20 protein-coding genes are annotated in these 22842 nt (G+C 68.0%); 9 read left to right on the top strand and 11 right to left on the bottom strand.

Annotation, left to right across the window (positions count from 1 at the left end):
• Positions 1-105: 105 nt before the first annotated feature.
• From ACFO5K_RS06505 to ACFO5K_RS06495, 3 genes are read right to left on the bottom strand one after another with little or no spacing between them, the layout of a single operon-like run.
• The gene (locus ACFO5K_RS06505; protein ID WP_449289680.1) at positions 106-1020 is read right to left on the bottom strand and encodes a restriction endonuclease; all 915 of its coding nucleotides are present in this window, start codon (positions 1018-1020) and stop codon (positions 106-108) included.
• A gap of 14 nt (positions 1021-1034) precedes the next feature.
• The gene (locus ACFO5K_RS06500; protein ID WP_378557259.1) at positions 1035-2204 is read right to left on the bottom strand and encodes a restriction endonuclease subunit S; all 1170 of its coding nucleotides are present in this window, start codon (positions 2202-2204) and stop codon (positions 1035-1037) included.
• Positions 2201-3745, bottom strand: coding sequence for a type I restriction-modification system subunit M (locus ACFO5K_RS06495; protein ID WP_378557256.1), 1545 nt, complete (start codon positions 3743-3745; stop codon positions 2201-2203). Before ACFO5K_RS06495 ends, ACFO5K_RS06500 begins: the two co-directional genes overlap by 4 nt.
• Before the next feature lie 233 nt (positions 3746-3978).
• On the opposite strand from ACFO5K_RS06495, the gene ACFO5K_RS06490 reads away from it, so the two are divergent.
• The gene (locus tag ACFO5K_RS06490) at positions 3979-4914 is read left to right on the top strand and encodes a 3-methyladenine DNA glycosylase (protein WP_378557253.1); all 936 of its coding nucleotides are present in this window, start codon (positions 3979-3981) and stop codon (positions 4912-4914) included.
• Here ACFO5K_RS06490 and ACFO5K_RS06485 read toward each other — a convergent pair.
• On the bottom strand, positions 4911-6674 hold the full coding sequence (locus tag ACFO5K_RS06485; RefSeq protein WP_378557250.1) for a BCCT family transporter: 1764 nt from the start codon (positions 6672-6674) through the stop codon (positions 4911-4913). The two genes, ACFO5K_RS06490 and ACFO5K_RS06485, sit on opposite strands and share 4 nt — an antisense overlap.
• Positions 6675-6893: 219 nt before the next feature.
• On the opposite strand from ACFO5K_RS06485, the gene ACFO5K_RS06480 reads away from it, so the two are divergent.
• The 3 genes from ACFO5K_RS06480 (at position 6894) to ACFO5K_RS06470 (ending at position 11026) form a co-directional block, all read left to right on the top strand.
• On the top strand, positions 6894-8486 hold the full coding sequence (locus ACFO5K_RS06480) for an LVIVD repeat-containing protein (RefSeq protein WP_378557247.1): 1593 nt from the start codon (positions 6894-6896) through the stop codon (positions 8484-8486).
• Positions 8487-8488: 2 nt separating this feature from the next.
• Positions 8489-9112, top strand: a complete 624-nt coding sequence (locus tag ACFO5K_RS06475; protein WP_378557708.1) for a DUF305 domain-containing protein — start codon at positions 8489-8491, stop codon at positions 9110-9112.
• A gap of 171 nt (positions 9113-9283) precedes the next feature.
• Complete coding sequence (locus tag ACFO5K_RS06470; protein ID WP_378557244.1) at positions 9284-11026, top strand: serine/threonine-protein kinase; 1743 nt, start codon at positions 9284-9286, stop codon at positions 11024-11026.
• Between the two features lie 8 nt (positions 11027-11034).
• Here ACFO5K_RS06470 and ACFO5K_RS06465 read toward each other — a convergent pair whose 3' ends face one another.
• From ACFO5K_RS06465 to ACFO5K_RS06455, 3 genes are read right to left on the bottom strand one after another with little or no spacing between them, the layout of a single operon-like run.
• Entirely contained in the window at positions 11035-11691 is a 657-nt protein-coding gene (locus ACFO5K_RS06465) for a GntR family transcriptional regulator (protein WP_378557241.1), read from the bottom strand.
• Positions 11678-12409: a maleate cis-trans isomerase family protein gene (locus tag ACFO5K_RS06460; RefSeq protein WP_378557238.1), complete on the bottom strand. Its 732-nt coding sequence runs from the start codon at positions 12407-12409 to the stop codon at positions 11678-11680. Before ACFO5K_RS06460 ends, ACFO5K_RS06465 begins: the two co-directional genes overlap by 14 nt.
• Before the next feature lie 10 nt (positions 12410-12419).
• Positions 12420-13160 carry a maleate cis-trans isomerase family protein gene (locus ACFO5K_RS06455; protein WP_378557235.1) on the bottom strand — a complete coding sequence of 247 codons (741 nt, stop codon included), beginning with the start codon at positions 13158-13160 and terminating at the stop codon, positions 12420-12422.
• Between the two features lie 86 nt (positions 13161-13246).
• On the opposite strand from ACFO5K_RS06455, the gene ACFO5K_RS06450 reads away from it, so the two are divergent.
• Both ACFO5K_RS06450 and ACFO5K_RS06445 read left to right on the top strand, forming a co-directional pair.
• Positions 13247-14212 (top strand): D-2-hydroxyacid dehydrogenase, encoded by a 966-nt coding sequence (locus tag ACFO5K_RS06450; protein ID WP_378557232.1) that lies wholly within the window; start codon positions 13247-13249, stop codon positions 14210-14212.
• 11 nt (positions 14213-14223) lie between these two features.
• Positions 14224-15624, top strand: a complete 1401-nt coding sequence (locus ACFO5K_RS06445; RefSeq protein WP_378557229.1) for an amidase — start codon at positions 14224-14226, stop codon at positions 15622-15624.
• On the opposite strand, the gene ACFO5K_RS06440 is transcribed toward ACFO5K_RS06445, so the two are convergent.
• Entirely contained in the window at positions 15621-16115 is a 495-nt protein-coding gene (locus ACFO5K_RS06440; RefSeq protein ID WP_378557226.1) for a DUF3830 family protein, read from the bottom strand. The genes ACFO5K_RS06445 and ACFO5K_RS06440 overlap by 4 nt on opposite strands.
• Positions 16116-16176: 61 nt before the next feature.
• A complete protein-coding gene (locus tag ACFO5K_RS06435) occupies positions 16177-17418 on the bottom strand; it encodes an aspartate aminotransferase family protein (protein ID WP_378557223.1) in 1242 nt (413 codons plus the stop codon).
• 106 nt (positions 17419-17524) lie between these two features.
• Between ACFO5K_RS06435 and ACFO5K_RS06430 the strand changes: the two genes are divergently transcribed.
• The gene (locus ACFO5K_RS06430; RefSeq protein WP_378557220.1) at positions 17525-19021 is read left to right on the top strand and encodes an NAD-dependent succinate-semialdehyde dehydrogenase; all 1497 of its coding nucleotides are present in this window, start codon (positions 17525-17527) and stop codon (positions 19019-19021) included.
• Between the two features lie 10 nt (positions 19022-19031).
• Positions 19032-20105, top strand: coding sequence for a tartrate dehydrogenase (locus ACFO5K_RS06425; protein ID WP_378557217.1), 1074 nt, complete (start codon positions 19032-19034; stop codon positions 20103-20105).
• 117 nt (positions 20106-20222) lie between these two features.
• On the opposite strand, the gene ACFO5K_RS06420 is transcribed toward ACFO5K_RS06425, so the two are convergent.
• Together ACFO5K_RS06420 and ACFO5K_RS06415 are read right to left on the bottom strand one after the other, a co-directional pair.
• Entirely contained in the window at positions 20223-21443 is a 1221-nt protein-coding gene (locus ACFO5K_RS06420; RefSeq protein ID WP_378557214.1) for an SPFH domain-containing protein, read from the bottom strand.
• The gene (locus ACFO5K_RS06415; RefSeq protein ID WP_378557211.1) at positions 21443-21877 is read right to left on the bottom strand and encodes an NfeD family protein; all 435 of its coding nucleotides are present in this window, start codon (positions 21875-21877) and stop codon (positions 21443-21445) included. Before ACFO5K_RS06415 ends, ACFO5K_RS06420 begins: the two co-directional genes overlap by 1 nt.
• 128 nt (positions 21878-22005) lie before the next feature.
• Between ACFO5K_RS06415 and ACFO5K_RS06410 the strand changes: the two genes are divergently transcribed.
• The gene (locus ACFO5K_RS06410; RefSeq protein WP_378557208.1) at positions 22006-22833 is read left to right on the top strand and encodes a DUF3097 domain-containing protein; all 828 of its coding nucleotides are present in this window, start codon (positions 22006-22008) and stop codon (positions 22831-22833) included.
• Positions 22834-22842: the final 9 nt, after the last annotated feature.

Raw genomic sequence — 22842 nt, 5'->3', positions numbered from 1 at the left:
TCGCCAGGAATCCCAACAACTTTGTCGAACGAAATGACTTCGGTGTACGCACGAGTTGCCGGGTTGAAACCGAAGTCGACACCCGCGGGGTGAATCGCCTTGCCTCTACTCGAAGTAGTCCTCGTCGACCTCTACGACGATGAAGGTTTGCCGTGTCTGGACGGCGACGCCGTAGCGGATCATCAGCTCTGCGAGTCGTTCACCGTCGATGAGGATGACGCGGGTGCCGATGTTGTGCGCGTACTCCCGGGCCCCCGATGTGAAGGCGCTGGTGGTGATGAAGACGCCGCGCGCCGCTCCGACACCGTGCAGTGCGCCGACGAATGCCTGGATCTCCGGTCTGCCGACCGTGTTGTTCGCAGCGTAGCGCTTGGCCTGCACGTAGATACGCTCGAGACCGAGTGGATCCTGGTCGATGACGCCGTCGACGCCACCGTCCCCGGAGCCACCGATCCGGGTGGCCCGGCCTTCGGTGCCGCCGTAGCCCATGGCGACGAGGACGTCGAGCACCGACTGCTCCAGGAAATCGGGGTGCTGTTCTCGGAGCCGTTCGAGGAGATCGGCGGCAACCTCGGCGTGTAGCCGACCGACGCCGCTCTCGATCTGCTCGAGCGGGTCGACTTCGTCCTCGACGACAGGCGCTGCGGGTGCGGTGCCGGCATTCGCTGTAGCGGCACTCGCCGGGGTGTGGTTCCGATACGCGGGGAGGGCTTGCAGGATCTTTGCGGTGATCCCGGTGGGATTGGCCGCGAGCAGCGCACGACCCGCGTCGGTGATGACGAACGTCGCGCGGGCCGGCTTGTCCACCAGCTTCGCGCGGTACAACGCGCTGAGTGCCCACCCGATTCGGTTGTCCGCGCGTCGCTGTCCCGACTGCAACATCTCGGCCCGCTGATCGTCCGTCAACCCGAGATGGTCCTGGACCGCCGTGTGGAGGTCCCGCTTGTGCCAGATCTGGCCATCGGTAAGGACTTCCAGCACCGGAGTGAGGAAGCCCGACCAAATCGGTATCGCCGACACGGGGCTGGGGGCGGTCACAGTTCGCCCCGGAAGGCGCGGGATTGGAGGGAGGCGAAGAGGGCGTCGAGCTCGGCAAGCGCGGCGCGGCGATGGTCGCTCATGGAATCGATCGCACGAATGCGTTGCGCGAATCGCTCCTGCACATCTTTGGGTGGCAAGTCTAGCGGAAATGCTTTCAACTGAGTTGAGTTTATTGAAGCGATGCCCGTGGTCTGCTTCGCCGAACGGAGAAAGTAGGCCTTTCCTCGGCGACTTCCAACAGTCCAGTTCAGGTATGTCGGATCGACCTGGCTGGTGTCTGGCCGGACTCTGAACACGTGATTCTGGTGAATAGCCTCGGGAAGCTCATCCCTCCACAGTGACCCCCGCCCGAGCTTGTCCGGGTCGCCGCCTTCCGTGAGCAATAAGTCTTCACGTTGCAGCCGCCACCGCGCGATCTCCGCATCTGTCGCCTCGATGGTCTTTACCGCCGTGAGGTCGAGCTTCTTGTCCTGTACGTTCGCCACGGCAAGGTATGGAACCTCTCGCAGCGGAGCACCATTGACCTTTCGTCCTTTGGTGATACCCGATGCGATCTCTGAGACCTCATCGAGTCGAATCTGTCGAGCATGACAGACCGGATCTACGAACAGGTCCGCGTAGACCGAATCGCCCAGTTCGTCGAGGCGGGCGAGGGCTTCGCGGCGCTTGGTGCGGAGGGTGTCGGCGTGGTCGAGGATCGCCGCGATCCGCCGCTGCTCCTCGATCGGCGGCAGAGATACTTCGATCGTGGACACATGGGCCGGTCGCGCTCGCATCAGTGAGCCGCCAACACCGGCAACAGTCTGCATCAGCTGCGAGTGAAATATATCGCCGACCAACACATGGCGCAGCCAGCCCGGGTCGATGGCGCACGACCGAAAGACCATCCACTCACCCGACGCAATAATCCGGCGTCCAGAGTCTCGACCTACCACCCAGGCCCGGCGAATATGAGGCACGATGCGCGACAGCAAAACGTCCCCCGGAGCCACAACTTGCTTCGTTGAACCAATTTCCGAGCCTTGGACGACCTCAGGCTCACCACGATCGAATGCAGGGATGCTGTACAGATCAAACGACTCGTCGGGGTACTTGGATGGATCGACCGAACCAACTCCTTTCACCATCGCGTCGCCGAGTGCAAACCGCGGCCACTCACTCACGCGGCACCGCCAGCAAGCATCTCCCGCAGCTGCGCCATGCCGTCTGTGATTTCCTTCTCGAGTCGATCGAGCTCATCGAGAATCTCTATCGGTGACCGGTGCTCGACCTCCTCGTGCACGACCTCTTTATACCGATTCAACGACAGGTCGTACCCCTGCGCGGCAATGTCCTCGCGCGGCACACAGAAGCTCTGCTCGGTCCGTGCCCGCTCCAGCTCCGCCCCATCGCGTTCATCCCAGCGCCGCAATACATCCGGCAGGTTGCTCTTCGCATGCTCGCCGTCCGAAAGCTCTGCGAGGGCACCGAGTTTGTCGGCGTCGAGCAGCGGGTTGCGCTTGTCGTCCAACGACCGGCCATCGGCCTGCAAGTCGTAGAACCACACGTGCTCGGTTCCACCCGAGTTGGTCTTGGTGAAGAACAGGATCGCCGTCGACACACCCGCGTACGGCTTGAACACACCCGACGGCAGCTTCACCACCGCGTCGAGCTTCTGTTCCTCCACCAGGATCCGCCGAAGTTCCTTGTGCGCCTTGGACGATCCGAACATCACCCCGTCCGGCACGATCACCGCGGCGCGCCCGCCGGGCTTGAGCAGGCGCAGGAACAGCGCCAGGAACAGCAGCTCGGTCTTCTTCGTCTTCGCGATCTGCTGCAGATCTTTCGCCGTGTTCTCGTAGTCCAACGAGCCGGCGAACGGCGGGTTCGCGAGGATCAGCGAATACGCTTCGGCGTCACCGGTGTTCGCCTCCGCGAGGGAGTCGCGGTAGCGGATATCCGGCTGCTCGATGCCGTGCAGGAGCATGTTCATCGACCCGATTCGCAGCATCGTGTTGTCGAAGTCGAAGCCATGGAACATCTTGTGGTGGTAGTGGTGCTTACCCATGCCCGAGTTGATCGCGTCCGCGTGGTTCTCACGCAGATACTCCGATGCGCCCACCAGGAAGCCACACGTGCCGGACGCCGGGTCGACGATGGTGTCCCCCGGCTTCGGGGCCGTCATGTGCACCATCAGCTCGATGATGTGGCGTGGGGTGCGGAACTGGCCGTTCTGGCCGGCCGACGCGATCTTCGCGAGCAGGTACTCGTAGATGTCGCCCTTGGTGTCGCGGTTGCCCATCGGCACCTTGTCCAGGCGATCCACCACCCGCTGCAACATGCCCGGGTTCGGGATCGTGAGCCGCGCGTCCTTCATGAAGTGCGCGTAGGTGGAGTCCTCGCCGCGCATCTCCTTGATGAACGGGAACACCCGGTGGGCGACGATGTCGAACATGTCCTCGGCATGCCGGTCCCGGAACACCGACCAGCGCAGGTCGTTGTACGCCCGACCCTCCTCGTCGTTTCCTTCCGGGAAGGGGTTGCCCTCGATCGGCTGCTCCAGCAGGTTCGCCATCTCCAGTGCGCGGGTCTGCTCGTCGTCGAGGCGGCGGATGAACAGCAGGTAGGTGATCTGCTCCATCACTTCCAGGGGGTTGGAGATACCACCCGTCCAGAACGCGTCCCAGACTGCGTCGACCTTGTTCTTGATGTCACCGGTGATCACGGTTAACCGATACCTGCCTGTTCTGCTCGACGACGATCAACAGAACTGTATGACCACCCACCGACACAACGTGATCCCGCCCCACGGCCGCATCTTTCGGGCACTTTGCCGACTGGCGCTGTCGCTGTGCCCAGCATTTCGCCCATCCGCATTCCAGTCCGGCTGGACGGGCAACCCCGCGACCTGCTTCGGGGCGAATCGGCCACCGCGCATCGGTGCGGGAGAATGGTCGGGTGAGCACGGAACGCATTCTCGAACAAGCTTCTGGCCTGCGGGTACTGCCGCAGGTCGAGTGGCAGGCGGCGGCGTGCGCGCACCGGGAGCGGCTCGCGGAGCTGGTCGGGCCGTATCTCGAGCGGCGGGCGGCGGGGACCACACATCCGGTGATCGACTTCCTGTTCACCTACTACGGCAACAAGCCCGCGCAGTTGCGTCGCTGGCATCCCGGATTCGGGGTGGGGTTGCTGGGTGCGCACGATTATGCGGGGGCACGCGGCTATCACCAGGTGAATCCGGGTGAGCCGGTGCGGGAGCGGGCCGTGTACGCCGCGGATCCGGCCTATCTGATGAAGCGCCGCGACACGGTCGAGTTCGTATCCCGGTTGCTGACGGCCACCGCGCGGCGCCCGGCGCAGCTGTCGTGTTTCGGGCTGCACGAATGGGCGATGGTGTATCGCACCGACGATGTGCGCCACCAGCAGGTGCCCTTGCGGCTCGGGCGTGCCGGGACCGACGAAGTGGTGGAATCGATGTCGTTACGGTGCACGCATTTCGACGCGTTCCGGTTCTTCACCCCGGACGCGGTGGGCCGCAATGCCGAACAGCTCACCCGAGCCGACCAGGTGCACCGGGAGCAACCCGGCTGTCTGCACGCGAATATGGATCTGTACAAATGGGGTTTCAAGCTGGCCCCGCTGATCCCGTCGGATCTGCTGCTGGACTGCTTCGAACTCGCCTGCACCGCCCGCGAACTCGACATGCGCGCCAGCCCCTACGATCTCACCGGGTTCGGCTACGAACCGGTCCGCATCGAAACTCCCACCGGCCGCGCCGAGTACGCCCGCGCCCAGGCGGCGATCGCCGACACCGCGGCGCGACTGCGCGACCGCATGACACTGGCCTGTGCCGAATTGTCTTCGGCACAGGCCAGTCTCGACGCCACGGGCTAGGTGCGCTCGCTCGCGGGTTCGCCCTTGTCGAGGCTCAGCGTTTCCGGCACGTCGGCCACGTCCGGCTCATCCGGCGACGACTCGGTGACGAGAGCGAAATCGCCTTCGTGCAGTTCGGTGCCCTTGTCGACGGCGACCTCGACCAGTTGCACGCCGCGGTCCATGCGCAGGATCAGTGGGTCGTCACGCATGTCCTTGTACAGCGACACGCACATCGCCACCATCACCACCAGGAACGGTAGTGACACCACTGTGGTCAGTGCTTGCAGACCTGCCAGGGCGCCCCCGAGATTGTCGGAGTCGGCGATGACCAGCATGATCGCGGCGACGGCGCCGGTGGCCGCACCCCAGAAGATGACGACCTTGCGCGACGGTTCGATGCTGCCGCGTTCGGACAGGGTGCCCATCACGATCGCGGCCGCGTCGGCGCCGGAGACGAAGAAGATGGCGACGAGGATCATCACCACGACCGTGGTCACCGAGGTGATCGGGTACTGGTCGAGCAGGTGGAACAGGGCGAAGTTGGAGTCCACCGTGCCGTCGGCTTCGGTGAGGCCACCGCCCTCGGCCTGCTCGAAGATGCCCGCACCGCCGAAGACGGCGAACCACAGCAGGCTGACCACGCTGGGCACCAACAGCACACCGGTCACGAACTGGCGGACGGTGCGGCCACGGCTGATGCGCGCGATGAACATGCCGACGAACGGGGTCCACGAGATCCACCACGCCCAGTAGAAGATGGTCCAGCTCGACAGCCACGCCTTCATCGCCTCATCGCCGGCACCGGTGCGCGAGGCCATGGTGGGCAGGCTCTCGATGTAGTCACCGATGGAGGTCGGCAGGATGTTCAGGATGAACAGCGTCGGGCCCGCGACGAACACGAATGCCGCGATCAGCAGCGCGAGCACCATGTTGATGTTGGACAGCCACTGGATGCCGCGCGCGACGCCGGAGACCGCCGACAGCACGAAGGCGACGCACAGTGCGGAGATGATCGCGACCAGGCCGATCTTGCCGATGCCGTCGACCCAGCCGTTGAACTCCAGGCCGGCGCCGATCTGCAGGGCGCCGAGGCCGAGGGAGGCCGCCGAGCCGAACAGCGTCGCGAAGATCGCCATCATGTCGATCACCCGGCCGCCGATGCCGTCGGCGTGGTGGCCGAGCAGCGGCCGGAACACCGAGGAGATCAGCTGCGAGCGGCCCTTCCGGAACGTGCTGTAGGCGATGGCCAGGCCGGCAACGGCGTAGATCGCCCACGGGTGCAGTGTCCAGTGGAACAGCGTGGCGGCCATCGCCGTCTCGGCGGCGGCCGGTGTGCCGGGCTCGGCGGTGTGCGGCGGCGGGTTCACGAAATGCGACAGCGGTTCGGCCACACCCCAGAACATCAGCCCGATGCCCATGCCCGCGCTGAACATCATCGCGATCCAGGACACGGTCCGGAATTCGGGCTTCTCGTCGTCGTCGCCCAGCGGAATCCGGCCGTAGCGGCTGATCGCCAGCCAGATCACGAAGAACACGAATGCGGTCGCGGTCAGCACGAACAGCCAGCCGGTGTTGGTGATGACCCACTTCTGGGCGGTGCCGGCCGCGGCGGCGAGGCCTTCGTGGTCGAGGACGCCCCAGGCGACGAAGGCGAGTGCGCCGATGGCGGTGGCGCTGAAGACGAGGCGATCGAGCCGGGGTCTGCCGGGCGATCCCCCCGCAATCACATCGCCGGGCGCTTTCGCGTCGCCGGAACCTCCTACGACATCGTTCGACATGAATCCGAGTCCTTTCCGGTTGCGGAAACTCCCCGCCTGAATAGACGACTGGTCGTTCGGAGCAACCGTACAGCGTTCTGGCAGGGACCCTGAGCTTCCGTGTCCCTGCCACACACCCTGTTCCCCGAAACCGGCATCGGCAACCATCGGCGGGCCTATTATTCGTCTCACACCACAACTGTCTGAGCCAGTTGTGGTGGCGATTCGGGAGGGGCGACAATGCGACCAGATTCAGCTACCCACCGACAGGCGCGACCGAAGCTCGTGCGCGGTGCCGCCATGATGGCGGTCGCCGCCCTGGTGGCGATCGGTGCACCGGCCGGGGCCGCGGCCGATCCGGGTGCCGAGCTCGGGCAAGCGGTGCACGAGTTCTTCGACATCGGCCGCAGCGCCGTGCCGCGCGCGGAGTGCGGGCCCGGCTCGCTACCGGAGACCGGTCTGCAGGGCGATGTGCCCGCGAGCGACCGGGACAGTGGGCGCAGCACCACGGGCTACCGCTGCAACATGTCGATGATCGGCGGATACACCGGCCGCGGTGCAGGCATCACGTCGACCGGTTTCGAGCACTGCGCCTATGTGGGGTCGTTCTTTCCCGGCACCTTGCTCAGCGAGCACCCGGGCGTGCAGGTCATCGACGCGTCCGACCCGGCGAACCCCCGGCTCACCGCGACGCTGACCGAGCCGGCGATGCTGGCCGGCACGTGGGAGACGTTGAAGGTCAACACCACCCGCAAACTGCTGGTCGGCACCGGCGTCCCGCTGGGGTTGGGCGCGGGCTACCTGTCGGTCTACGACATTTCCGACTGCGCGCATCCACGGCTGCTCAATCCGGGCGCCGGCACGAATCCGGTCATGCCGCTGCCGATCACCACACACGAGGGCGGCTTCTCCCCCGACGGCCGTACCTACTGGGCCTCTGGCCTGGTGCCAGGATTCCTCAGCGCGATCGACCTCACCGATCCGGCGCACCCCCGAGTGATCTGGCAGGGACTCACCGGGATCGAGGCACACGGGTTCGGGGTGAGCGCGGACGGGAACCGCCTCTACATCTCGGCGATGGGTGGCTTCACCGTGCTCGATGTCAGCGCCGTGCAGCGCCGCGACCCGAATCCGCAGGTGCCCCACCTCGGACGGAGTTTCTGGACCGACGGCTGGGCCACCCAGCACAGCATCCCGGTGACCTATGAGGGCGTCGCGCACCTGTTCACCGTGGACGAGGGCGGATCGGGTGGGGTGAAACTCATCGATGTCTCCGACGACGCCGCGCCACGGATCGTGGCGAAGGTCAAACTCGAGGTGAACCTGCCCGAGCACATCGACTCCGCCATCGGCTCGGCCATGGGCAACTCGCTGTTCTCCTACGACCCGCACTACTGCACGGCCGACCGGCCCGCGAACCCGACCGCGCTGGCCTGCGGCTGGGTCTCCTCCGGCATCCGGGTGTTCGACGTGCGTGATCCGGGCGCCGTCCACGAGATCGCCTACTTCAATCCGCCTGCCCGCACCGGACAGAATCTCGAGATCTGGAATTCACCGCACGCGCTGGCCTCGATCATCGGTGTGCCCGCGATGAGCGCGCCCGCGGCCTTGCGCTCGATGGCCGACGGTTTGTTCGATCCCGCGCAGGTGCTGTCGGCCCGGGCGGGCCGGGTGGCCTTCGGTGACCTGTCCGCGGACTGGTGCATGTCACCACCGGAGTGGCGCGGGAACCAGCTTTACGTCACCTGTTCGGACAACGGGTTCATGGTGTTGCAGCTCGACAACGGGGTGTACACGCCGCCCGCCGATCAGCAGTCCACCGTGGGGTCGTGATCGTGACGCGGGCCGTCCAGTGCGCCGCTGTCGGTATCGCGGCCGTGTTCCTGCTGGTGCTCGGTGCCGCACTGCGCCCGCTGCTGTGGCCGGAATCGCCCGCCGCCGCCCCGGTTCTGACCGTGACCGAGCTGGGATTCGTCCAGGACATGACGGCCCACCATCAGCAGGCGCTGACCCTGGCCGCGCGGCTTGACCCCGGCGCCGAACCCGCTGTCCGCACGCTCGCCGAGCAGATCGCCGACGCCCAGCGCGTGGAACTGGGCACCCTGCTCGGCTGGACCCAACTGACCGGCGCCGCACCGACCGCGCCCGGTCCGGGCACCTGGATGACGGGCAGCACCCACCAGCATCATTCGGCCACCGAGACCACCATGCCCGGCATGGCGACCCTCGCCGAACTCGATGCCCTCACCACCGCACGCGGCCGCGACGCCGAAATCCTGTTCCTGCAGCTGATGTACCGCCACCATTCCGGCGGTGTCACCATGGCCCGAGCCGCCGACGCCCTGCTCACCGCCGGCCCGATCAAGCGAACCGCCCGAGCCATGGCCCGGTCCCAAAGCCAGGAAATGGGCTACCTCGGCATGCTCCTCGCCCTCCGAGGCGCCCCACCCACTCCGTGAGATCAAGATCATCAGGCTCTGGTGGTTTCTCGTTCTCGGGCGATGCCGACCGGAAAGCCTGATGGTCAGCCGCCCAGTGCGGGTCGGCGGTGACCGCTGCGCGGGCGGCGCGGGGGCGGTCTGGACTAGCATCAGGGGCGCTTGTGGTGGGGATGTGCGGGAGGTCAGCGAGTGCGGGACGGTGCGGTTTTCGCCGGGTACACGATCGAGCGCCGGTTGGGGCAGGGCGGGATGGGGGCCGTGTACCTGGCCAGGCATCCGCGGCTGCCCCGGCTGCTCGCGTTGAAGTTGCTGAACGAGGAGTTGTTCTCCGACAGCGAGTTACGCGCCCGGTTCGAGCGCGAGGCCGATCTGGTCGCGCAGCTCGAGCATCCCAATATCGTCACCGTGTTCGATCGCGGCGCCGACGAGAACCGGCTCTGGATTTCCATGCAGTACATCGACGGTGTCGACGCGGCCGGTGTCGACCCGCTCACCCTGCCGCCGGATCGTGCCGTGCAGATCGTCGGCGAGACCGCCAAGGCGCTCGACTTCGCCCATCACAAAGGGGTGCTGCACCGTGATGTGAAACCGGCCAACATCCTGCTGTCGAAGGCCGCCGACGGTCAGCAGCGGGTGTATCTCACCGACTTCGGCATCGCCCGCGTGATCGACGACGCGGCCAATCGTCTCACCCGCACCGGAACCTTCACCGCCACCCTCGCCTATGCCTCGCCCGAGCAGCTGACCGGCGCGGAGATGGACGGCCGGGCCGACCAGTACTCGCTGGCCTGCACCCTGTACCTGCTGTTGTCGGGACGGGCGCCGTTCGAGTCGGTGCACCCGGCCGCGGTGATCCAGGGTCACCTGCAGCAACAGCCGCCGCCGCTGTCGGCCACCCGCCCCGGCCTGCCTCCCGCACTGGACGCGGTGCTGGCGCGAGCGATGGCCAAGCGTCCGGCCGACCGATTCGCGTCCTGCGCGGAATTCGCCGACGCGGCCCGGCAGGCCCTGCAGGGCGGTCCCGCGCCGCAACAGAGCCGACCATCCACAGCGCCGCAGCCATATCCGAGCGCCGCGCAACAAGGAGCCCCGCAGGCCCAGCCGAGCCCCGGCCGACAGGTAGCCCCACAAGCCCAGCCGAGCCCCGTGCAGCAACTCGCCCCACAGCCGTATGCAACTCCCGCACAGCAAGTCGCCTCGCAGGCCCAGCCGTGGTCCGCGCAGCAGGCGGCCCAGCAACGTTCCTACGCACCTGTACCGCACGGCGCGTACCCGTACCGGCCCACCCCACGACGCCGCTCCTCCGCAGGCTGGATCGTCGGACTGTGCCTGGGCTTGGCCGTGGTGGTTGCCGTGGGCATCGGCACCTGGGTGGCCACCGCCGATCGCACACCACCGCAACGAGATCTGGAGGAGACACGTCAAGCCTTCGCGCACATGCTGCCCACCGCGGAGGTGGCGACCGGGGAACGGTGGGCCTCGGGGGACGGATTCGGTGAAGCACACTGCCGGGGAGAGGTTTTCGTCGGCGAGCCCAATTTCCACTGGACCTGGATGGGCGCACAACCGGATCCGCGACTGGGCGAACCCACCGCACAGTGGCAGTGCAGCTACGCGGGCAGCTACATGATTCCCGCCGACATCATCCGGTGGCCCTACGTGCGGATCTTCCGCTACGACTCGGCCGAGGCGGCGCAGCAGGTGATCGATACCTTCGCCGGCGCCACCGAAGAGGTGGACATGAACGGCGGTGCCCCCTACACGAACTACAAGTGGGGATCGGCCGCCACCGACGCTCCGCGCATCGCCACGGTCTTCCCGAACGACCCGCGCCGGGACAAGTTCATCATGTACTCCTACGGTCTCGGTGCGAAGAACGATCCGTCGATGGCCCAGTTGCTGGACTGGTGGAAGACGGTGCCGTTGACCTGACCGGGGGTCTAGCGCGCCCGCAGGCGGCGGACGGCGTCGTCCATGTGTTCGACGAGCAGCGTGCGGGCGCGGTCCGGAGAGCCGCTGCCGATCGCCTCGTGCAACTCGACGTGTTCGCGGACCTGTTCGCCCAGATCCGGGTAGGTGGTCTGCAGGGCGCCCAGGCACATGCGCGTTTCGATGAGCAGCGTGCGGGCGGCGCGGACCAAGCGGGGGCTGTCGGCGGCAGCCACGAGCGCCTCATGGAAGGCCTGGTCGGCATCGGAGACGCCGGCAACATCGCCCGCCTCGGCAGCGGACCGCAGCGCGGTGATGCTGGGTTGCAGTGCGGTGTAAGCGATCTCGCGGCGACCGTCGAGGATCAGGTCGAGCGCGCCGCTTTCCAGTGCGGCGCGGGCCCGGTAGATGTCGATGACGTCGTCGATGGCGAGTTCGATGACGAAGATGCCCCGATTGCGGATGCTGAACAGCAGGCCCTCCTGCACGAGGCGCTGCATGGCCTCGCGCACCGGGCCGCGCGAGACCCCGAAGCCGGCGGCGAGGTCGGATTCGCCGAGCTGGGCGCCGGGCGCCAGGGCACCGCGCATGATCGCCGCACGCAGCCGTTCGGCGATCATCTCCGCGGTCGACTGCTGGTTGACCGGCTCGAAATCAAGAATCGACATGTAGCTCCCCCTTCGCGAACAACGCGCCGAGCCCGGGTGCGAACGGGGTGGCCCCGGCCAATCGCAGACCTTCCCAGATGGTGACCTGATTGGCCGTCAACACCGGCTTGCCCAGTGCGGCTTCGAGTTTCGGGAGCACTTCGAGAGTATGCATGGCGGTGTCGGGTATCAGCAGCGCTCCGGCGTCGCGATGATCACCGGCGACCGCGAGGTCCAGGACCTGCTCGGGAGTCAGGGTGCCGACCTCGGCGGCGGTGTCGATTCCCGCACTCGACATCGACACCACCTCGATGCCCGCGTCGGCGAGGAACTCCACGAACAGCCGGGCGACCTCGTCGGGATAGCTCGCGACCACCGCCACCCGGGTCACCGCCAGGGCGCGCGCCGCCGCGACGAAGGCGAAACTAGTGCTCGACGCGGGCACGCCCGCCACCGCGGCCAGCCCTTCGACCTGTCTGCGGGCTCCTTCGGGCCCGTAGACGAAGCTGCCCGAGGTGCAGGCCCACATCACGGCGGCGGGTTCGTCGGCGGCGAGCAGTCGCGCACCCTGGCGCAGTTTCTCTGGGCTGCCCAGATCGAGCAGCTCGGCGACGGCGTGCAGATCGGTGCCGTAGATGTGGGCCACCGGCAGCGCGACGTCCAAGACGGCCGCGGCGCGCGGGTAGTCGTCCTCGGCGGCGTGGTCGGGGTAGATGAATCCGATCGTGGGTTTCTGCATCTCGCTCCGTTCAGAAGACATTGACCAGCCATTTCCCCGGCCCCATCATGGGCAGTTTCATCCGGCCCAGGCAGGCCCACATGGTGAGTTGGTTGGCGGTGAGCACCGGCTTGCCCAGCGCCTGTTCCAGCGGTTCGATCACGTCGTAGGTCGGCAGGTTGGTGCAGCTCACGAAGATCGCCTCCGAGCGTGGATCGTCGGCTCCGATGATGCGTTCGGCGATGGTGCGGTAGTTGACCTTCCAGATGCCACCGCCGAGGCCGAGGTGATCGGACCGGATCGTCGCGCAGCCGGCTTCGTCGAGGAAGTCGTGCAGTTTGGCGGTCAGGATCTCGTCGTAGGGGGTGATCACCGACATGCGGGTGATGTTGAGGTGCCGGATGGCCTCCACGAGGGCACCGGAGGTGGTCACCGCGTCGGGCGCGCCCGCCAGGCAGATCGTCTCGCGCAGCGAACGTTCGTAGGCCAGGCCGTGGATGAAACTGCCCGAGGTGCACAGGTAGGCCACCACTTCCGGTTCCACGTGCAGTACGTCGTGGGTGGCCGCGCGCAGGTGCGCCGCGTTGGACACCAGTTCGGCCATGGCCAGCGATACCGGCACGGGTTCATAGGGGGTGCGGGCCAGGTGCAGGCTCACCTCGAGTGGCGCCCACCGCCACAGTTCGCGTTCGAGCGCGAGATCGAACGGGGCGATCACGCCGATACCTCGTTGTGCCACCGGCCCGTCGATGTCCGGGAAGCTGAACTCCACTGCGGCCCCCTCTCGCGCTCGGCGGGCAGACCTCCGAACACGATCGGATTGTTGACAATCATACGATCTGATCGTACGGTGTCAACGTGGAAAACGGGCCGATCGTCACCGTCCTACATCGTGACAGCGTGCCCGAATCCGGTCTCATGGCCCCCGTGGCCGAACGCGCCGAGGTGCGATATACAGAGGCCGACGGGCTCGCCGATGCGCTGCGTGGCGCCGATGTGTTGTTCGTCTACGACTTCCAGACTCGTGCGGTGCCCGGTGCGTGGCATGCCGCCGACCGGTTGCGCTGGCTGCACATGGGCGGCGTCGGCGTCGACGCGGTGATGTTCCCGCAACTGCGGGACTCCGAGGTGGTGGTCACCAACACCCGCCGCATCTTCGACCAGGCCATCGCCGAATACGTGCTCGGACAGATCATTTCCTTCGCCAAGGACCTACCGGGCTCCATCCGGCTGCAGCAGCGCCACCAGTGGCGCCATCGCGAATCCGAACGGGTGGCCGGGACCACGGCGCTGATCGTCGGCACCGGGTCGATCGGGCGGACCATCGCCCGGCTGCTGCGCACCGTGGGTATCCATGTCCGCGGGCTGGGCCGGCGCGCCCGCACCGACGACCCCGACTTCGGCACCGTCGGCGACGACCTGCACGCCGAACTGCCCGGCGCGGACTACGTGATCGCGGTCGCTCCGCTCACCCCGCAGACCAGGAACATGTTCGATGCCACCGCCTTCGCGGCGATGAAACCCCATGCCAGGTTTGTCAATGTCGGGCGCGGGGAATCCGTGGTTACCGACGATCTCGTGGTGGCGCTGCGCAACGGCTCGATCGCCGCGGCCGCCCTGGACGTGGTCGACCCCGAACCGCTGCCTGCCGACCACCCGCTGTGGGACCTGCCGAATGTGGTGCTCACCCCGCACAACTCCGGTGATTTCCACGGGTGGCGCACCGAGATCGTCCGCGCATTCACCGACAACTTCGACCGGTGGGCCACCGGCCTGCCATTGGACAACGTTGTCGACAAGACGCTCGGGTACGTGCCCGGCTGAAGGAGCTCGTCATGACGCAGCCCGACCCCGAAGTTCGGACCGACCCCGCCGAAATGACCGCGGTGCAACTGGTCTCGGCCTACGCCGCCGGGCTGCTGTCTCCGGTGGAGGCGACCCAGGCGTGCCTGGACGCCATCGCCGCCCGCGACGGCGCCCTCAACGCCTTCTGCCTGCTCGACCCGGATCGCACGCTGGTGCAGGCCAAGGACTCCGAAGCCCGTTGGCAGTCCGGGAATCCGCGCGGCCTGCTCGACGGTGTGCCGATCGCGATCAAGGACATCTTCCTGACCGACGGCTGGCCCACACTGCGCGGCTCGGCCTGCGTCGACGCGAACGGGCCGTGGCTGGTGGACAGTCCGGTCGCGGCCCGGCTGCGCGAGGACGGCATGGTGTTCCTCGGCAAGACCACCACGCCCGAGATCGCCTGGAAGGGCGTCACCGACTGCCCGCTCACCGGCGTCACCCGCAACCCCGTCGATCCCGCCACCACCGCGGGCGGTTCCTCGGGGGGCAGTGCGGCGGCGGTGGCCGGGGCGATGGCGCCGGTCGCGGTCGGCACCGACGGTGGCGGCAGCATCCGCATTCCGGCCTCCTTCTGCGGCATCGTCGGGTTCAAACCCACGCACGGGCGGATCCCGCTCTACCCGGCCAGCCCGTTCGGCCCCCTGGCGCACGCGGGCCCGATGACGCGCACCGTGGAGGACGCGGCACTGCTGATGGACATCCTGTCGCTGCCCGATCCGCGCGACCCGACCGCGCTGGCACCCACGTTCACCACCTTCCGCAGCCAGATGCAGCGCGATGTGCGCGGTCTGTCGGTGGGGTACTCCGCGACGCTCGGGTACGCCTCGGTCGATCCGGAGGTCGCCGAGATCGTCGCACGCGCGGTGGGGCGGCTGGCCGAGGCCGAGCTGACGATCGAGGCGGTCGACCCCGGATTCCCCGATCCGCGCGAGGCGTTCGAAACGCTGTGGGCGGCAGGCGCGGCGGCCATGTTGGCGAAGTTCCCCGCGGGCTCACGCGATCAGGTCGATCCGGGCCTGGGCCGGGTGTGGGATCGCGGCACGACCATCAGCGCGGTGGAGTATCTCGACGCCCGCCAGGTGGCCGCCCAGGTCGGTATCACCATGGGCGCCTTCCACACCGCCTACGACGTGCTCATCACCCCCACCATGCCGATCACCGCCTTCCCGGCGGGCTACGACGTGCCACCGGACAGCGAACTGCTCGGCTGGCCGGACTGGACCCCGTTCACCTACCCGTTCAACATGACTCAGCAGCCGGCGATCAGCATCCCGGTGGGCACCACCCGCGCGGGCCTGCCGGTGGGCATGCAGATCGTGGGACCTCGGCACTCCGACGACCTGGTCCTGGCCGTGGCCCGGCACGCGGAGGCCGTGCTCGCCGGCTAGGCCCGGGCGAAGGCCAGCGTCTCGCCTGCCACCCCGCTCAGCCACAGGGTGTTGCAGGCGGTGGCGATGTCGGCCAGACCGTCCTCGATCGTGGCGAACACGCTGCCGGGCACCCACCCGAGATCGCCGTTGATCAACAGGTTGTTGCGACCGTAGAACAGCGCCAGATCGGTGGCGCCCTGGGCGTGGTGGGCCGAGGAACCGGGTTCGTAACCGTAGGCGGGGTTGCCGATCTCCCACGGTTCGAAGTCGAACAGGCACACGTCACCGGGAATCGGGGTGACGGTGGGGTTTTCGCGGTGCGGTGCCGCGGTGATGCGCGGCACCAGGGTGTAGACCTCGTTGCGGGCGTACTTGGCGTGGTAGGCGTCGCCCTGTTGTGGCAGGGCCGCCCACACCGCCGCGCAGGTACCCGGGGCTTCGTCGTCGAGCAGGCGGGCACGGCAGCTGACGCCCGCCCTGGTGAGGGTGATGCTCATGTAGCGGGCCATCGGCTCCTGCTTCCTGATCGTCGGCGCCGAACCGCGCCGGATCGAACTGCGCCCGGTCGGACTACAGCTCGGCGAGCACCTTCGACCAGATGTCGAGCGCGTCGCGTACCTGGGTGTCGGTGACGATCAGCGGCGGGATCATCCGCACCACGTTCATGTGCGCACCGCAGGTGAGCAGCAGCAGACCCTTGGCGATGGCCGACCGCTGGGCGGCCGCGGCGGTTTCGGGGTCGGGTTCGCCGCTGGCCGTGGTGAATTCGGCGCCGACGAGCAGCCCGAGCCCGCGCACGTCACCGATCGCCGGGGTGGCCAGTTCGGCGACACCGGCGAGCAGCTGGGTACCGCGCGCGGCGGCATTGCCGACCAGGCCCTCGGCCTCGATGACGTCGAGGGTGGCCACGGCGGCGGCACAGGCCACCGCGTTGCCGCCGTAGGTGCCGCCCTGGGAACCGGGCCACGCCCGCGCCATCAACTCGCGCGAGGCCGCGATGCCCGACAGCGGGAAGCCGCTGGCCAGCCCCTTGGCGATGGTGATCACGTCCGGGCGCACGTCGAAGTGCTGGTGACCGAAGAACTTTCCGGTGCGGCCGAACCCGGTCTGGATCTCGTCGAACACCAGCAGGATGCCGTGCCGGTCGGCGCGTTCGCGCAGGCCCTGGAAGAACCGGGTGTTGCCGGGGACGTAGCCGCCCTCCCCGAGCACCGGTTCCACGAAGAACGCGGCGGTCTCCGCGGGTGAGGTGAGCGTGGCGAACAGGTAGTCGAGCTCGCGCAGGGCGAAGTCGGTGGCCTGTTCCTCGGTCCAGCCGTAGCGGAACGCGGTCGGGAACGGGGCCACGTGCACGCCCGACATCAGCGGGCTGAAACCGGCGGAGAAGCGGGTGCCCGAGGTGGTCATGGTGGCGGCGGCGACGGTGCGGCCGTGGAAACCGCCGTGGAAGACGATCACGTTCGGCCGGCCGGTGGCCTGGCGCACCAGGCGCAGCGCCGCCTCCACCGCCTCGCTGCCGGAGTTGGCGAAGAACAGCGCGTCCAGCCCCTCGGGCAGCACGGCGCCGAGGCGTTCGGTGAGTTCCAGCAGCGGCCGGTGCATCACGGTGGTGTACTGGCCGTGGATCAGCTTGCCGACCTGGGCCTGTGCCGCCGCGACCACCGTGGGGTGGCAGTGGCCGGTGCTGGTGACACCGATCCCGGCGGTGAAGTCCAGGTAGCGGCGACCGTCGGTGTCGTAGAGGTAGCAGCCCGCGCCGTGGTCGACCTGCACCGGTGTGGCCTGCTTCAGAACGGGAGACAGCTCGGTCATTCAACGCTCCCCAGATTGTCCATTGTCGGATTGTTGACAATATGCATAACATGGCGACAGGGGTCACAGCAATGGTTGATCCACCGCGTCGGGAGGCAGGCACCGCATGGACGAGTCCGGGGGCAGCGCACGACTGTTCGAACAACAGCTCACGCCGGCCGAACGCGCCGCGATCGACAGTGTCCCGAAGGGCTTGTTCCTCGGCGGCCGGTGGCGCGACACCCCCACCACCCTGCCCGTCCTGGATCCGGCGACCGGGCAGACCCTGTGCGCGGTGGCCGACGCGTCCCCGGCCGACGGCCTCGACGGCCTCACCGCCGCCGCCGCGGCCCAGGCGGACTGGGCTCGCACCCCGCCGCGCACCCGCAGCGACATCCTCATGCGCGCCCACCGCGCCCTGCTCGCCGACACCGAGCGCCTCGCCCTGATCATGACCCTCGAAATGGGCAAGCCCCTCGCCGAGGCCCGTGGCGAGATCGCCTATGCCGCGGAGTTCTTCCGCTGGTTCGCCGAGGAAGCGGTGCGCCTCGACGGCGGCTACCTGCCCGCCCCGGCCGGCGGCTCCCGGTTCCTGGTGACCGAACAGCCGGTCGGGCCCAGCCTGCTGATCACGCCGTGGAACTTCCCGATGGCGATGGGTGCACGCAAGATCGCCCCCGCCCTGGCCGCCGGGTGCACGTGTGTGGTGAAACCCGCTGAGCAGACACCGCTGTCGATGCTGGCGCTGGCGGCGGTGCTGGCCGAGTCCGGCGTGCCCGACGGGGTGGTCAATGTCGTGACCACCGCCGATCCCGGCGCCCTGATGACGCCGCTGATCGCCGATTCCCGCTCCCGGAAACTGTCGTTCACCGGTTCGACCGCCGTCGGGAAGCTGCTGCTCGAGCAGTGCGCCCGCACGGTGATGCGCACGTCGATGGAACTCGGCGGCAACGCGCCGCTGCTGGTCTTCGACGACGCCGACCTCGACGAGGCGGTCGAGGGCGCGCTGGCGGCCAAGATGCGCAATATCGGCCAGGCCTGCACGGCCGCCAACCGGATCCTGGTGCAGCGCGGTGTCGCCGAGACCTTCGCCGAGCGGCTGGCCGCGCGGATGGCGGCGCTGCCGATGGGCCGGGGCACCGAACCGGACGTGGTGGTCGGGCCGCTCATCGACGCCGACGCGGTCGCCAAGGTCGAGCGCCTGGTCGCCGATGCGCGCCGCCGCGGTGCGCGGGTGCTGCTCGGCGGCGAGGCGATCGCAGGGCCCGGCACGTTCTACCCCGCGACCGTGCTCACCGGCGTCGACGACGAGGCCGAACTGTGTCACACCGAGATCTTCGGACCGGTCGCCGCGATCGCCACCTTCGACACCGAGGACGAGGCCGTGGCCCGCGCCAACGACACCCCCTACGGGCTGGTCGCCTACGTGTTCACCGAGAACCTGCGCCGGGGTCTGCGGGTGTGCGAAGCTCTCGAAACGGGGATGGTCGGCCTCAATCAGGGCGTCGTCTCCAACCCGGCCGCACCGTTCGGCGGGGTGAAGGAATCCGGGCTCGGCCGCGAAGGCGGATTCACCGGGATCGACGAATTCCTGGAAACCAAATACATCGGCGTCAAGGTCTAGGGAGTCTAGTGTGAGCGCATACCGGATCGCGACCATTCCGGGCGACGGCATCGGCGTCGACGTGACCGCCGAGGCGGTGAAGGTGCTCGACCGCGTGCTACCGGGCATCACCTGGACCGAGTTCGACTACTCCTGTGAGAACTATCTGCGCACCGGCCAGATGATGCCCGCCGACGGTCCGCAACAGCTGGCCGGGTTCGACGCCATCCTGCTCGGGGCCGTCGGCTTTCCCGGTGTCCCCGACCATATTTCACTGTGGGGCCTGCTGATTCCGCTGCGCCGCGCCTTCGGTCAGTACGTGAACCTGCGGCCGGTGCGGTTGCTGCCCGGCACCGAATCGGCGCTGCGCGACCGCACCGCCGACGACCTGGATCTGCTGATCGTGCGGGAGAACTCCGAGGGCGAATACTCCGAGATCGGCGGGACGCACAACCCCGGCAAGCCCGACGAATTCGTGCTGCAGGAATCGGTGTTCACCCGCACCGGTTGTGAGCGGATCATCCGCTATGCCTTCGAGCGGGCGTCGGAGCGCTCCGGGCGGCTCTGCTCGGCCACCAAATCGAACGGCCTCATCCACTCGATGCCGTACTGGGACAGCGTGTTCGACCGTGTCGCGGCCGACTACCCAGGCGTGCAGACCCGGCAGATGCACGTCGACGCGCTGGCCGCCGAGATCGTGCTGCACCCCGATCGGCTCGACGTGATCGTCGGCTCGAACCTGTTCGGCGACATCCTGTCCGACCTGGCCGCGGCTGTCACCGGCGGACTCGGGCTCGCACCCTCGGGCAATATCAATCCGGCACGGGAGGCGCCCTCGATGTTCGAGGCCGTGCACGGCAGTGCACCCGACATCGCCGGCCAAGGCATCGCCGATCCGGTCGCTCAGATCCTCGCCGGCGCGATGCTGCTCGACCATCTCGGTGAGCCCGCCGCGGCCGCGGCCGTGGACCGGGCCGTGTGCGACGTACTGGCCGCTGGCACAGTTCGCACGCCCGATCTGGGTGGCACGGCCACCACCACCGACCTGGGCACCGCGATCGCCGACCGGGCGGCCCAGCTCGTCGACACCCTGACCGAAGCCTGAGACGGAAACCGCCCCGCCCGACCAGCTCCATCGCGCAAGCGATGTTGAAGGTCGGGCGGGGCGGCCACCAGGTGTGACCGGGGCTCAGCTCGTCGAGCTGGGCCGGCTGTCAACCGCTCAGCTGGGCTGCTGCGGCGGCTGCCAGGGGCGGCCGTACGGATTTTCCGGCTGGGCGGGGCCGACCGGCGGTGGCTCGGGCAGGTCCCGGCTCTTCGACGTGGGCTTCGGCAGCGTCGGCTCGAAACCCTCCACCGGGGTGCGGGCCGTGGCTTCGGCCGCGCGCACCGCCTGCTCGATCTTCGGGTCCGAGGCCGTCTCGAACCAGTCGGCGACATCGGAGTCGTCCTCGATCTTCACCGGCGGCGCCTCCTCGGTGCTCGGCTCGTACCGGAAGACACCGTCCTCGCCCTTGGTGGCGAAGTTCTGGGCGAAGCCTTCCAGCGCCTTGCCGAAATCGCTGGGCACCAGCCACATCTTGTTGGCGTCGCCCTTGGCCACCATCGGCAGCGTCTGCATGTACTGGTAGGCGAGTAGTTCCGGGGTCGGCTTGCCGTTCTTGATCGCCGCGAACACCTTCTCGATCGCCTTCGCCTCGCCCTGGGCCTGCAGGTAGGACGCGGCACGCTCACCCTGGGCGCGCAGGATGCGGCTCTGCCGCTCACCTTCGGCCGACAGGATCGCCGACTGCTTACCGCCCTCGGCCCCCAGGATCTGCGCCTGCTTGGCGCCCTCGGCGGTCTTGATCTGCGACTCGCGGTTGCCTTCGGCGGTGAGGATCATCGCCCGCTTCTCGCGGTCGGCCTTCATCTGCTTCTCCATCGATTCCTGGATCGATGCCGGCGGATCGATGGACTTGAGCTCCACCCGGGCCACGCGCAGACCCCAGCGGCCGGTGGCCTCGTCGAGCACACCGCGCAGCTGGTTGTTGATCTGGTCGCGCGAGGTCAGCGTCTCTTCCAGGGTCATGCCACCGACGACGTTGCGCAGGGTGGTGACGGTGAGCTGTTCGACCGCGGCGATGTAGTTGCTGATCTCGTAGACCGCCGCCTGCGGACTCGTGACCTGGAAATACACCACCGAGTCGATCTGCAGGGTGAGGTTGTCCTGGGTGATCACCGGCTGCGGCGGGAAGGACACGACGCGCTCACGCAGGTCGACCTTCGCGCGGATGCGGTCGGCGAACGGGACGAGGAATGTCAGCTGGCCGGACACGGTGCGCGAATAACGTCCGAGCCGTTCGATCACCGCCGCCTCGGCCTGCGGGACGAGGGCGATCGATTTGAAGACCACCACCACGACCAACAGGACGAGGACGGCGGCCACGATCAAGGCAACCATTACAAGGGACCCTTCCAGACGACGGCGGTGGCGCCATCGATCTTCATCACATAGACAGACACACCGGGCTCATAGCTTTCGTTCGGGTCCAGCGGGCGCGCCGTCCACACTTCGCCGTCGAGTTTGACCCGGCCGGAGTACTCGGCTACCTCTTCCAGGACCAGCGCCGTCTTACCCGGTAGCGCATCGGCATTCGTCGGATTCGGAGGCGGGGTGCCGAACCTGCGGCGCAATGCCGGTCGCACCCCGAGGAACAGCACGCCCGAGACGGCGGCGAAGACCAGCGCGTCACCCCACACCGGCAGGTCGGTCGCGGCACTCACACCGGCGGTACCGAGGGCGGCCGCACCCAGCATGAGCAGCGTGAGGTCGCCGGTGAGCATTTCCGCCGCCGCGAGGACGATGCCCGCGATCAGCCAAACTATTGCGGCCACCCCACCAGCCTAACCCTCATCGGGCCGGTGCGGGCCGGCTCGCCGCCCACGGCAGGCGATCCTGCGGACCAACGGTTCTCGCGAGCCGCTACCACGCGCACGCCGTCACCGCCTCTAAGCTCGGGCGGGTGAGTGCGCGTGACATGTACGGCGGCGACATCTACTCCGGCCACAACCGGACCCGCAAGACGCCGGTACCGACAGTGAATGCCGAACGCGACCTGGTGGTCGAGGACGCGGCGAGCGGATTCTGCGGCGCCGTAGTCGGTTTCGACCGCAGCTACGACGGGGAGTTCGTCAAGCTCGAGGACGGGCGCGGCAAGGTCCGGCTGTTCGCCCTGCGCGAGGCGGCGTTCCTCATCGACGGCAGACCGGTCACCCTCGTGCGGCCCAAAGCCACGGCGCCGCAGCAGCCGACGCGCTCGGCGTCGGGCTCGACCAAGGTCGAGGGCCTGCGCGCGCGGGTGGCGCGCACCAGCCGCATCTGGGTGGAAGGTGTACACGACGCCGCGCTGGTGGAACGGGTGTGGGGACACGACCTACGCGTGGAGGGCGTGGTGGTCGAGCACCTCGAGGGCCTGGACAATCTCGGCGCCCGGCTCACCGAGTTCGGGCCCGGACCCGGCGCGCGCGTGGGCGTGCTCGTCGACCACTTGGTGACCGGTTCCAAGGAAACCCACCTGACCGCCGGACTCGGCCCGCACGTGCTGGTCACCGGGCACCCCTACATCGACGTGTGGCAGGCGGTACGGCCTGCTGCGCTCGGGATCGACGCCTGGCCGGTGGTGCCGCGCGGGGAGGACTGGAAGACCGGGATCTGTGCCCGCCTGGGCTGGGGCACGCCGCAGCAGGGGTGGCGCCGGGTCTACGAGGCGGTCGATTCGTTCCGCGATCTCGAGGCCCCGCTCATCGGCGCCGTCGAACGGCTCATCGACTTCGTCACCGAGACCGAGTAGTCCACCGCA

The sequence above is a fragment of the Nocardia halotolerans genome (genome assembly GCF_042650145.1).
Lineage (GTDB): Bacteria > Actinomycetota > Actinomycetes > Mycobacteriales > Mycobacteriaceae > Nocardia > Nocardia halotolerans.
This window is presented reverse-complemented; position numbering and strand designations above follow the sequence as displayed.